Genomic DNA, 12,015 nt, shown 5'->3' with positions numbered 1-12,015 from the left:
GTGGAGAACACTGCCATGACCACGCAAAACACCGCTGCCCAACACTGGATCGACGGCGCCTGGGTCGATTCGACCGAACACCGCGATTCCATCGACCCGGCCACCTCCAAGGTCATCGGCCACTACGCCGATGGCGGCGCCGCCGAGGCCGATGCGGCCATCGCCGCGGCCGTGCGCGCCTTCAACAGTGGCTGGAGCGACGACAGCGCGTTGCGCGCCCGGGTCCTCGACGAGCTGGCCGCCGCATTCGAGCGCCACAGCGAGGCGCTGATCGAGCAACTGGCGCTGGAGAACGGCAAGATCAAGCCCGAAGCCCGCTTCGAAGTCAGCATGGTGCCCTCCAAGCTGCGCTACTACGCGGCGCTGACCCGCACCGAACGCGGCCACAGCGGCACCCCGCGCCCCGACGTGCTGTCCATCGTGCTGCGCGAGCCGATGGGCGTGGCCGGCATCATCGTGCCGTGGAACTCGCCGGTGGTGCTGATGGTGCGCTCGCTGGCACCGGCCCTGGCCGCCGGCACCACGGTGGTGATCAAGATGCCGGCGCAGACCGCGCAGACCAACGCCCTGCTGGCCAGGGTCATGTCCGAGGCGCCTTCCCTGCCGCGCGGGGTGATCAACCTGTTCACCGAGTCCGGCGGCGAAGGCTCGCGCCGGCTGATCGCCTCGCCCCAGGTGCCGATCATCAGCTTCACCGGTTCCTCCGCCACCGGCCGCGCGATTTCCGCGGTGGGCGCTCAGTCGCTCAAGCGCTTCGGCCTGGAGCTGGGCGGCAAGACCCCGCACCTAGTGTTCGACGACGCCGACCTCGACGCCGCCCTGCCGGTCCTGGAAAAAGCCCTGACCGTGTTCGCCGGGCAGTTCTGCATGACCGGCTCGCGGCTGCTGGTGCAGCGCGGCATCGCCGAGCAACTGCGCGAGCGCCTGGCCGCACGCCTGCAAGCAGTGCGGGTCGGCCCGGCGTCCGACCCGCGCAGCGACATGGGCCCCTTGATCGACAAGGCCAACGTGCAGCGGGTCGATCAAACGGTTGAAGCGGCAATCGCCGCCGGCGCCAAGGTCATAGTGCGCGGCGGCCCCATCACCGAAGGCGAGCTGGCCAACGGCGCCTTCTACCGCCCGACCCTGCTGCAAGTCAGCGACTCGAAGCTGGACATCGTGCAACAGGAAACCTTCGGCCCGGTGCTGACCCTGCAAGTCTTCGATACAGAAGCCGAAGCCGTGGCCCTGGCCAACGACAGCGAATACGGCCTGGCGGCCGCCATCTGGACCCGCGACACCAAGCGCTCGCTGCGCGTGGCGCGCAAGGTGCAGGCCGGCACCGTGTGGATCAACGACTGGGCCAAGGTCTACGACGAATTCGAGGAAGGCGGTTATCGCCAGTCCGGCCTGGGCCGCCTGAACGGCGTCGCGGCGATCGACGATTTCATCGAATACAAACACATCAGCCTGTCCACCGCCGAGGCCTAGGCCAGACCGAGTTTGATGCGCTACGTACCTGTTTATCCTTAAAGAGGCTACATCAGCATGAAAGGCAAAATCGTACTCGAGGAACACGTCAGCACCGAGCTGAACAACAGCCTGTGGGATGCTTCCGGCGAAGCCACGCGCAATGGCCGGGCCTATATGGCGGATGTGGAAAGGCGCCTGCTGGACAGCGACCAGCGCATCGCCGATATGGACCGCAATGGCATCGACCTCGCCATCCTGTCCCTCACCTCCCCCGGTGCCCAGTCGCTGCTCGATCCACGCCAGGCCATCGCCTTCGCGCAACGCACCAACGAGCAGATCACCGAGCAGTTCGTCGCCCGCCACCCGCAACGCTTCAAGGCCTTCGCCACGGTGGCCCTGCAATCGCCCAGGGCCGCGGCGGACGAACTGGAACGTGCGGTAAAGGATTACGGCATGGTCGGGGCACTGATCAACGGCTACACCAACATCGGCAACGCCGATACCGCGCAGTACCTGGACGAACCGCCGGTATGGGAATTCTGGGAGCGCGTCGCGGCGCTCAACGTGCCGGTCTACCTGCACCCACGCGAACCGCTGCCAAGCCAACGGCGGATCTACGAGGGTTACCCATCCCTGGTCGGCTCGGCCTGGGGCTTCGCCCATGAAACCGCCACCCACGCGATCCGCCTGATGCTCAGTGGCCTGTTCGACCGCTTCCCCAACCTGACCCTCATCCTCGGCCACCTCGCCGAAGGCCTGCCACTGATGCTGCCGCGCCTGGAACACCGCCTGCACATGCAACGCGAAGGCGAAGGCCTGGGCAACGCGAAAAAACCGGTCAGCCACTACTTCAGCCACAACTTCTACCTGACCACCGCCGGCCACTTCCACACCAAGGGTTTGCTGGATGCCATCAGCGAAATTGGGGTCGATCGTGTGCTGTTTTCGGCGGATTACCCGTATGAAAGCATGGCGACGGCGAGTAACTGGTTTGATCAGGCGCTGATCAGTGAGAACGATAGGGAGAAGATTGGGCGGGGGAATGCGCAGCGCTTGTTTGGGTTGGAGTGACAAAAAACGGGGGGCGGGTATTTGGGTGGGGTGGGGCCTGGGTATCCGTGCTTTTAGTCGTTATGTCTTTGGCTGTCAGTGTGCTTTTGCGCGGATAGACACCCACCTCAACGCCAGCTTGAAAGTGGAACAACTGGCCATCTCAGCTAACGGTCGAAGTAAGAGTTCTGAATGGCTGCTATTAACAGGAACACCCCAAACTTGACCGTCGAAGCTGACATAAAGGCCGCCCAATAACGTAACAGGTCTCGATCAACTTAACGGCCGTGACACTTTTTGAACTTTGCGCCACTGCCGCACGGACACAGATCATTCCGCCCAGGCTTTTTGATATTCAAGGGAGGGATGACATTTTTCGGCTGATTGAGATTCACCGCCCGCGAGGGCCGAGCCATTCGCGCGGCATCTTCGTAGATATGGTCATTTTCTTCCGTTCGCACTGTCGGTATGTGGATCACGAAAGACTGCGCACGGTGGTAGGTCCCAGCGGCACTAACCTCTACTACAACACCGATGACATTAGCCGCCTTGACAGCCAACGCCGCTGCGCTGGCCTTGTCATTCACCCCAATCCAGTCAATTTGATGGCCGTGTTGTTGAAGCCAAACGAAGAACGGGTCGCCATCCCCGGACAGAATAAAGTAGCGCGCGGGATGTTGGTTCAGGGTTTGGCGAAGGTCGGACAACATATTAGCCAGATTACTCCGTCCTTCCCCTCCCAAATCACGGATATGGCTCTCTGCTGAAAGCCATCCGCTTGTTCGGGTCGCGTCGAGCGCTCCAAGCAACTTCAGCACCTCCTCTGGGAAGTCCTGCTTCGGTAAAGGCCTGCTTTCCCAGTCTTCACCCTCGAAACTCTTGTCGACGATGTCGCTCATGCCGTCCCAGATGAGGATGTCCACCTTGCCCCCCTTTAGCTGGTCGGCAATATCCTGATCAAAACGGTTCTTCTTCAGGTACGCCCCCAGATGGTCGAACTCATCGAAGATATGAGCTCGGCGTTTCCCCGCCACAGATTGCCGTACCTCCATGTAGTGGACGAACTCGCCTGGTGTGGGCAAGAATCGCTTGAGCACGAACAGGTCGTCGATAGACAGCGAAACGAAGGCATGCTTCCCAAGTAGCGGCTCAATCTGCGGCAGTTCCTTGCAGTACGCCGAGAAGGGAGAGAACGACTCGACCGTCAGCCCAATCGGCACCATCACACGGTAGTTGGAGCGGCGGACACGGCCGCACTCTTCGTATTTGCCGTCCACTAGGTGATAGAGCTGCACCTCATCCGCAGAATTAAGATAATTGAAAAAACGCTCACATTGCTTGTAGGCCTTGAGTACCAAGTCCTGCACGGACTGGGCATGGCGGCCGAAATCATGCGCTGGAGATGCGATGGTCGCGGCCGCGCCAGCCTTGGCTTCAACCAGGAACAGTACGTCATCGACCAGAATTAGGGTGTCGTTTTCGGACCACTTCTTGCTGGCAGGATCTTTGTAGTAGACCTCTTGGAATACTGCAGCACCGGGAAGCTGGGCGGTCAGGATGTCGGCGAAGGCAACTTCGCTCATCGTCTTCTGCCGATTTTCGAAGGTCTTCTTGTAGTCCGACTTTCTCTGAAGGAGGTTGTAGAGAAGTGCACGATACCCCGCATCGCGGGTGAAGCATGGATCGACGGCGTAGTAGTCCGATTCAAGCTGGATTAATGGTTTCTTCCGGGCGGGTAGTGTCCGGTAGGGTGTCCCCGCGAAATCACCCGCTGCAAAGAACTCAGTTTCTTCTCCACGTTGGTACGCTAGATCCCCCAGTAGTATCGACGGCAGCTTTGTGTGTCGACTCACATTGGCAATGCCGCCCCGAAACATGTCCTCCATCGCTTGCCTAGCAGATTCCGTTTGTTCGGAATTCGCCTCAAGCCATGCCTCCATAACTTGTTCTAGGGCCTTTCCCTGTGCCTTAGCGAATGCCTGTGCCGCTTCGAATTGGTTCATCATCACCGAGACAGCGCCGGCATGCCCAGAACGCGTGGCGTTAGCCATGGCCTGGAGACCTTCAGCAATATCGGCAGAGCTGACGCCGTATACTTCCTTCAAAACATCATCGTGAGGTGCCAGAACATAGCGGTAAAACTCGCCTTCCAGGACTTGGTAGCGGTTCCCGCGTAACATGACCCAGGTGGATTTCGCGCGGAATTCAATGTCAGCTGTGTCTGGGCCGAAGACACCATCTTTAGTGCCGGCTGATGAGACCACGGCGAAAAGCATTGCCTGCTCTCGCAGTTCGCTGGAAAGCTCAAACAGTTCGGCGCACTGGACTTCGTCAAATGTCACGTCCGCAGGGGCCACATCTGATGCTAGAACCGCGTGCACATACTCCAACAGGAATTGATTTTGGTTAATCAGATCAGACGGAGCATCCGCTTCGTGCTGCCTCTTCCCCTCAGCAATGCTTTGGTCTGACATCGCTTTCATCATGTACTGGGCGTAAATGTATCCGAGCAGATCATGCGGCGGCATTAAAACAATTAGCTCGCGCATACGGGCGGCGGTGGCCTCCATGCTCCTCAACAGAAAGCCAGCGACCTTTTTCCGTTCTTCTTCGTCCATAACTATTCAAGCCTGATTTGATGAATTCGAATTTGCCGAAGCGAGCCTCACTTGCTTGACGCAAGCAGTCGAATATGTGCGGCTACTGATTGTTCACGGTATCGCCGACCTCGATGCTCTACGTGTTGGCTGGAGGCTCCGTAATAGCCAACTCCGCAAGAATGCTAATTTGATTCATTTTACGCAGCGCAAAATTAGACCTATCTTCAATCAGGCCTCTACTTATGATGTAATCCATCTGCTCGCGCTTATTATGTTGCACCTCCATCAAGTTATCGGAGTAAAGCGCATCGTAACGTTCAGAATAGTAGCCACGGGAAGAGCCCAACTCGTACAAGGCAAGCAAACTCGCAAGCTCTTCAGCACTAAAATTGCCCTCCAAATACTCCATGTATTTCGCTCTAGACTGTAAATACCCCGAATTAAAAATATCTTTCATGCCATTCGAGAACCGATTGATATTCGTGCGCAGCCTAAATATTTCGCGAAGTTTTTCTGGATTACAGTTCGGAATAGAGTTATCCATTCCTAGGTAGCCCGAAAATTCTCTGTGCTTCTGGATTACATTGAGTGCTTCGCTGTACTCACGCGAACCGATACCGTAATTAGAAAGAACATTCTGTTTCACAGCATCAAATGTACCTGCGGGATCAGCCCATGCTTCGCGAGCCGGAAGGAGTTTGGCGATATATTCAAGATCACTTCTAGATAAAGATTTTGTGTACGTAGCTGTTGCATATTCTCCGTAGAGAAAATCTGAAAGCTCCTCTATTTTTTCCATTAACTCAGTAAGGGTCGTGTATGATTTGGTAAAGCGACGTAGTCCGATAATGGACTGATCCTTGAGGTGCTTAATGCCATCTTGAGAGTATGGATATCGGAAGGTTTCTCCGACTGGGTCCGTTGCAAAAAAATCCATTACGGTGGGTGTGCATTTATCAACCAACTCAGCATATCGCTTATCGCACTGCTTAGTCATATCCTCAAACAGATTCCACAAAACTTGGAGGTTATGTGTTTTGATAATTTTCTCGTCTGGAACAGATATTCCACTCCGAATATGACCAATGCGTCTCAACTGGGACTTGATGAAAAGTTCAATTCTATGGCGAGCGCAAAAAACTATCGGATAGATCAGAGTGTCTATAGTCCCTCCGTTGAATACTGCCTGACACAGATCGGTAACAGCTTCGTCAAAGCCATCAGAGTACGTTGAGTGATCTACCCATCCATTGTTGCCCACGCAAGCGTTAAACACGAAATCATCATCTGTATCAAAAGTCGGATTCTTCACTTTGGACTTCCCTCTAAGAGCGGGCAAAACCAAACTTATAAATATCTGGTCTGCGATTAATTTTGCGACTAAAATCAAATATCAGCAATCTTGCTTGGACGTTGTAACCGGTAAAAATCAGACTAAGACCTATTTGACTCCTCAACTCCGACCATGGAGAGAAAATGGTCATTACTAGCCGGTAACTTTCTACTCAAGTGGACCTTTCGAGGCCATTTTGGTGTTGTGCATCGGCGCTCGACAGGATGATTAGGTGTACGAGACCGCACCAAATCTAACCACCAGCCCGCTTAGGCGGGGTTTTCTATCATCTGAGAATTTTTATCTGAATAAACCGAACAACTTGGCATCGGTGGAGACTACAATTCGCCGATCAGTACTATGCCCTAATCAGCTCTGTTTTCTGGGTGTACTCTTTCAGCCAAAATACTCTCAAGCTCATCGACGCCTAGAGGATCCCAGTTGCCTTCTCTCGCCTCTCTGAATTTGGCAAGCATTCTGCGATACATGTCCAATGTTGGCATATGAGCGTTGAGGTCTCTGCCACTGAAGTCTTGGAACCGATCAAGCTGGTCGATCAGTATCGAACTGATGCTGATGTATTCAGCTTCATTGTTCCCATCAAAGCCTGGAAATCTTGGTGCTGCTGTAAAAGGCTGTGTTTCAGCTAGTAAAGAGCTTTTGTCTTCCTCGCTTAGCTCTGTGTATGAAGCTTCGATAAAGCTCCACATCTCCAAGATATCAAGTACTTCTCGCAGTTCAGGCGGCTCCTCCCCCGACTCAAAAGGAATACCTGGATATTTCCACGCTAGGCTCCACTCGTTCTCAGTATAGATAGCGGTGCGTAAAAAGTCTGGGTCAACCTCGCCGACAACGTCCAGCTTGTCGTACAACTCGCACAGCATCAGCGTTATCAGCCGTTCACCATTAGTCAGTTTCATTGAACTCCCTCACACATTTTCCCGTCGATCATCCGATATTTGTTTTATCTTAGGCAGAAACAAATTTACTGCTGCAAAAGCCTGTCGCCCCGCGAGCGTCACGTCTTCAAACGATTGGGCGGCTGCAATGACTCCTGCCTTTTGCAAAAGCTCTTCTGACAGCGTCATAGCAGGATTGGCGGTGCCGCCGTCAAAGAGATAGCTACTTTCATTTAACGTCGTGCAATAAGTAACAAGTTGTGCAGATATATTTCTGATATCAAGACCACGAAGATTACGTTGCATGCACGATGGGCCTATCGCAGAAACCGTCTGAAGCATCGCTCGTGTGGACTGGAGGAGTTGGTGGGATTCGGCCACGTATCGATGGTTAACCATTCGATCCCGCATGAGCTCCGCTTTGGAGGCCGACCTAGCTGAAGCCCGCGCTTCGACTCCTGCCCAGATGGCACTACCTATTGAAGCTATCGCAGATACTAACCCTAGCCACCATACGAATGTATCCACAATGCCTCCTGCAGTGAACCTCTCTAAAACCGCTGCAAGCAGCGCCATCCACTTTTATACATCCAACCGCAAAAATTCAAATGGTATCTGAGCAGTTCATGCCCCGAGCGTCTTACGGCATCCGCAGACAATTTAGCCCGCTTGAATCCACAGCCGTTAGCGGTCATTCACAACAAACCCGCGCCAGCACCCAAGAGTCTCTACTCACACCCTAAAGCTCCGGAGGTGACTGTCAGTTCAGGTCATTACGTGTTGCAACCTGACCTAAGAGCCCATATTGGTTTCATTCAATACGAGAGACGGAATGAGTCCGCGGGGGAGCAAAGATACGACTATTTACTCAAGTACACATCTGCTCAAATCAACGTCGTCACGGTCTTTCCTATTCCTCAAACGTTCCCGTACGCACCTCACTACTACGAACGTAGTGGGCAATCAACACCCCGCCAGGCGTGCTGGTCGAGCTCACCAAAGTGAAAGCCAATGCCTGTGCGTGTTCATCAAACAACCGCTTGCCCCGTCCCAATACGATAGGAAAGATCATCAGCCGCAACTCATCCACCAACCCGGCTGCAAGCAGTTGGCGCACCAGATCGCCGCTACCCTGGGTCAACAGGTTGGCGCCGTCCTGCTGTTTGAGGGCCTGTATGGCCTCGGCAAGGTTTCCTTGCAGCGCATGACTGTTGTGCCAATCAAGCGTATCGGGACTATGGGTGGCCACGTGCTTGGGCACGCGGTTGAACAGGTCGGCGATGGCGCTGTTGCTTGAGCCGGCCTGTATGTGCGGCCAATACCCGGCAAATATGTCGTAGGTACGTCGCCCCAGCAGCAAGTCGAACGGCTGCGAGAACAGCTCCTGCATGGCCCGGCCGAAGGCTTCATCGGCGTAGGGTACGACCCAGCCACCGAAGCGGAATTCGCCGCTGGTATCTTCTTCGGGCCCGCCGGGCGCCTGGATAACGCCATCCAGGCTCATGAAAGCGGCAACGATTAGCTTGCGCATGGTCTTCTCCTGGTTCGTCTGCGTAAAAGTGCTCAGGCAGGGAGCGCCGACGATCATTGCGACCCATCGGCTGCATTCCCTGAAAGATAGTCGAACCAGACTCTGGGAAATCGACAGTGCGATGCGGGGTAACCACCCTAAAAAACGCCGCTTCCCTGCCACCCAGAAACGGCGCTCTGCAACATCCCTCCACTAAACCTTCAGCTCCTCCCCTTCCCTCAAACCCAACCCCACATCATCGATCACCGCCTTGCCCATCTCCGCCAGAAAGTGCGCGGCCCAGGCGTAACGTTCGCCCTGCTCTTCCATCGCCGCATCCAGGGCGAGTTTCTTGGCGTAGTACAGCAGGGTCGAAGCGTGTTCCAGGGCTTGGTGCAGAGGCACGTCAGCGTTGACGCGAAACAGGGTTTGGTCGCCGTCGCCGCAAGGGCCGAAGGTGACGAAGCCGAGGGTTTTGACCGGGGTGGAGGTGCTCATAGTGCACCTCTTTTTACCCCGTTGAAGCGACCACGATTTGCGGCGGTTTTGATAGCGCACATGATTGAAACTCCCATATCAAAGTGAGAGCTGCCACGTTCGCGACCAAACGAATGGGTGGCAGCCGTGCGCGGATTGGTCGACCGGAGATACAGGAACCCGGCAGGGCCGAAGCCCTTCCACGCACAGCCGCCATTGCACGGAAATGCGAGCGCAAAAAAAGCGCCTGCATTCGTCAAGGGGGCGCTGTTGCGCCTGTATCAAAGTCGGGCGACCAAACCCGATCGCTGAGTTGGCAGCGACGATCAAAGGCTAGTCTCGGGCTTCTATACAGGGCAACGACAAAGGCGTGGCAGTTTATGTCTAACCCATCGTCTTGGAAATATCTGGAGTGCGGTCACTCAGGGCGGGCTGCGCTCTGCGCGGGGTATCGAGGAGGCGGCCTATCCGGCCATGGTCGCAACTGGAAACACAGTCATGCAGCCGCCCGCGCGAGACTGTCAGATTCAACGCTAGAAAAAAGCCAGATCAATGCCTCTCCAGCCCGGTGAACCTCTTCCTTCGTTCGTTCAACACTCAAAGCGTGCGCGTGCGCAACGGAAAGCCGTACGACTCGAACAGATCCCAGACGTCCTCGCGATCGAAGAGCCGCCACCCCAGTGTCGTGAAGCGCATCAGGTCATCTTCGCTGGGAAAGGAGTAGTAGGCCCCTGCGGATGGATCCTGAGGCGCCCCCGTCATGGGCTCGCCGCGCTCCAGGCGTCTGATTGCGTCCAGGATGAGGCCCGCGCCTGGTTGATAAAGTGCAAGGATGTGCCACAGCAAGGAGCGCTCCTTTTCGACCGTCACCCGCGCCGTCTCAATGATGCGCCCCACATCAATGCCGGGACTGTCTATCCAATGGAGCGTACAGCCGATCTCCGGGTCACCATTGAGCAGCGCCCGGAACGTCGCGAGAACGCCTCGATAGTGAGGCAAGAGGCCAGAGTGAAGGTTGAGGACGCCGCGTGACGGAATGACCAACGCGTCATTGGAGAGGATTTGACCAAAGCGGATTGAGACAAACAGATCCGCTCCCGCATCCCGCAGCATTTGCAGGCCCTGCGGTTCCCGCAAGCTGGGCAAGACCCGCACAGGTACCCCAAAGCGTTGCTGCAGCTCTGCAAAACCGAATCGATGCCCGCTGCCGACCTGGTCGCTCGATCCGCTCAACCCCGGAGCCAAGGCATTGAAGAGGTCCTGCTCGATCAATGCGAGTTGCCCGAGCATGCGCGGTACCTGCCTGCCCGCTCCCACTCTCTCCGAAAGGAAGATCCCCACTGTGCTCTCGTGGATCTCGGGCAACAGGAAGTTGAGCGTGAGATTGCTCTCCACGTCTCGGTTCACCAGAAAAGCGATACGCAACTTCAGACCTCCAACAGACTGACCTTGAGAGGCAGCGACGGTCAATTCAACCCAAGCGGATCGAGCCCATTCCCATTGCTTTTCCACGACGTAAGGACGCAAAGCCCGATCGGCTCAATCAATTCCCGCATCAGACCTAGCATAGTTGCTCTTTTGTCGTCGCTACGTCCTGCACTAGAGGCGCTCTATCAAGGTATTCGCAGCGTCCAGGCTGGGTTCGTCAGTGAGCAGCTTGGCACGCCAGCCAGGTATCTCACTCTCATCCACATCCAGGCGTTTGAGCCACTGATCGGCCGACCAGCCGAACAGGCGCAGTTCGCCGTCGTGGGAGCCACCGTGCAGCGAGCCCACGGTCTCGTAGCGGATGCCCTTGAGCACATGGTTCAGCAGTACGTAGGGGGCGGGTCGCGGGTCTTCGGCATCACCGCCGAGGTAGGGGTAGGCTCCGGCCTGGATCACCACGCCGGCACCGTAGTCGTAGAAAGCGAAATGGCTGGAGGGCAGTTGGGCGCGCAAAGCGTCCAGCCCCCCAACGAGGTCCAGGCGTTCCTGATCGAGTACGGTTAGCCAACTGACGGTCTTGATCCTGGTGGGTTTGAACTTCGGACGATTAGCCAACAATCCCGCAGTGCCGACATCCAGGCCAGGCATGCGCGCAGCCATAAAAGCCTCAGTCGGCTGATTATCGTCCCGGTTGGTTATTGAGAGGTTGTAGGCATGGCCAGCATAGCCCTGCTCTGGGTTCAGTCGCCGTGCAAAGTCTAGGAACAGTTGCAAGAATCTCAGCGGCTGCTGTTCCTGGTAGAGAAGTGGTACGGAGAATTCCAGAACGCTAAGGTCATCCCCTATCTTTGCTTCCCAAGCGGCTTGGCCAAAAATATCGAAGTACCAAGCACTCGCATCGTTAGATTGCTTGCCGCTGGTGTAGTAAAAGCTCAGCGGGTAATCCTCATCCATATTGGCCAGCATGTCGCGTAATGGCTTTGCATCACGGTACGCAGTCAGAGGCTTGCCCTCTGGCGGTTCCTCACGCCAAAGCCAGGTGAGATAAGGCTCGGCCAGTCGCTTGAAGTCGTCGAAGCACTGGCACAGCGCCTCGCGCACCAGAGGGGTATGGACCTCCTTGAAGTAGAGCGTGCCCCGTAGGCAGAGCACGGCGCCGATATAGTCCTCGGGGCCACCCTTCATTAGCAGGTTGCCGGGCACTTCCAGCAGATGAGGCTGTTTGGCCAGCTCCTCAGCCAAATTGAACTCCTGTTCCATAAGACT

Annotated in this window: 10 protein-coding genes; 2 read left to right on the top strand and 8 right to left on the bottom strand. The window is 56.1% G+C overall.

Translation table 11 applies throughout. The annotated features are described in order from the left end of the window. Nucleotides 1–15 precede the first annotated feature (15 nt). Nucleotides 16–1,470 carry an aldehyde dehydrogenase family protein gene (locus C4K27_RS13860; protein ID WP_053260877.1) on the top strand — a complete coding sequence of 485 codons (1,455 nt, stop codon included), beginning with the start codon at nt 16–18 and terminating at the stop codon, nt 1,468–1,470. A 57-nt stretch (nt 1,471–1,527) separates the two neighbouring features. Then, nucleotides 1,528–2,523, top strand: coding sequence for an amidohydrolase family protein (locus C4K27_RS13855; protein ID WP_053260876.1), 996 nt, complete (start codon nt 1,528–1,530; stop codon nt 2,521–2,523). Between the two features lie 257 nt (nt 2,524–2,780). Here C4K27_RS13855 and C4K27_RS13850 read toward each other — a convergent pair whose 3' ends face one another. The 8 genes from C4K27_RS13850 to C4K27_RS13815 form a co-directional block, all read right to left on the bottom strand. Next, nucleotides 2,781–5,120, bottom strand: a complete 2,340-nt coding sequence (locus C4K27_RS13850) for a YecA family protein (protein ID WP_053260875.1) — start codon at nt 5,118–5,120, stop codon at nt 2,781–2,783. A 118-nt stretch (nt 5,121–5,238) separates the two neighbouring features. Then, nucleotides 5,239–6,414, bottom strand: coding sequence for a hypothetical protein (locus tag C4K27_RS13845; RefSeq protein WP_125738022.1), 1,176 nt, complete (start codon nt 6,412–6,414; stop codon nt 5,239–5,241). A gap of 386 nt (nt 6,415–6,800) precedes the next feature. Continuing rightward, nucleotides 6,801–7,355, bottom strand: coding sequence for a YfbU family protein (locus tag C4K27_RS13840; protein ID WP_053260873.1), 555 nt, complete (start codon nt 7,353–7,355; stop codon nt 6,801–6,803). Nucleotides 7,356–7,364: 9 nt separating this feature from the next. After that, entirely contained in the window at nt 7,365–7,640 is a 276-nt protein-coding gene (locus C4K27_RS13835; RefSeq protein ID WP_125738019.1) for a hypothetical protein, read from the bottom strand. A gap of 604 nt (nt 7,641–8,244) precedes the next feature. Then, nucleotides 8,245–8,865 carry a dihydrofolate reductase family protein gene (locus C4K27_RS13830; RefSeq protein ID WP_053260980.1) on the bottom strand — a complete coding sequence of 207 codons (621 nt, stop codon included), beginning with the start codon at nt 8,863–8,865 and terminating at the stop codon, nt 8,245–8,247. A gap of 192 nt (nt 8,866–9,057) precedes the next feature. Beyond that, on the bottom strand, nt 9,058–9,342 hold the full coding sequence (locus C4K27_RS13825) for a DUF3077 domain-containing protein (protein WP_053260872.1): 285 nt from the start codon (nt 9,340–9,342) through the stop codon (nt 9,058–9,060). 576 nt (nt 9,343–9,918) lie between these two features. Next, nucleotides 9,919–10,746, bottom strand: coding sequence for a formyl transferase (locus C4K27_RS13820; RefSeq protein WP_053260871.1), 828 nt, complete (start codon nt 10,744–10,746; stop codon nt 9,919–9,921). A gap of 174 nt (nt 10,747–10,920) precedes the next feature. Beyond that, a complete protein-coding gene (locus C4K27_RS13815; RefSeq protein ID WP_053260870.1) occupies nt 10,921–12,009 on the bottom strand; it encodes a DUF3396 domain-containing protein in 1,089 nt (362 codons plus the stop codon). Between the last annotated feature and the right edge of the window lie 6 nt (nt 12,010–12,015).

The organism is Pseudomonas chlororaphis subsp. chlororaphis (assembly GCF_003945765.1).
Taxonomy (GTDB): domain Bacteria; phylum Pseudomonadota; class Gammaproteobacteria; order Pseudomonadales; family Pseudomonadaceae; genus Aquipseudomonas; species Aquipseudomonas chlororaphis.
This window is presented reverse-complemented; position numbering and strand designations above follow the sequence as displayed.

Excerpts from the sequence above, each read along its gene's own strand:
- C4K27_RS13835 (WP_125738019.1), bottom strand. The coding sequence starts at position 7,640 with ATGCAACGTAATCTTCGTGGTCTTGATATCAGAAATATATCTGCACAA.
- C4K27_RS13860 (WP_053260877.1), top strand. The coding sequence starts at position 16 with ATGACCACGCAAAACACCGCTGCCCAACACTGGATCGACGGCGCCTGG.
- C4K27_RS13850 (WP_053260875.1), bottom strand. The coding sequence starts at position 5,120 with ATGGACGAAGAAGAACGGAAAAAGGTCGCTGGCTTTCTGTTGAGGAGC.
- C4K27_RS13840 (WP_053260873.1), bottom strand. The coding sequence starts at position 7,355 with ATGAAACTGACTAATGGTGAACGGCTGATAACGCTGATGCTGTGCGAG.
- C4K27_RS13855 (WP_053260876.1), top strand. The coding sequence starts at position 1,528 with ATGAAAGGCAAAATCGTACTCGAGGAACACGTCAGCACCGAGCTGAAC.
- C4K27_RS13825 (WP_053260872.1), bottom strand. The coding sequence starts at position 9,342 with ATGAGCACCTCCACCCCGGTCAAAACCCTCGGCTTCGTCACCTTCGGC.
- C4K27_RS13830 (WP_053260980.1), bottom strand. The coding sequence starts at position 8,865 with ATGCGCAAGCTAATCGTTGCCGCTTTCATGAGCCTGGATGGCGTTATC.
- C4K27_RS13815 (WP_053260870.1), bottom strand. The coding sequence starts at position 12,009 with ATGGAACAGGAGTTCAATTTGGCTGAGGAGCTGGCCAAACAGCCTCAT.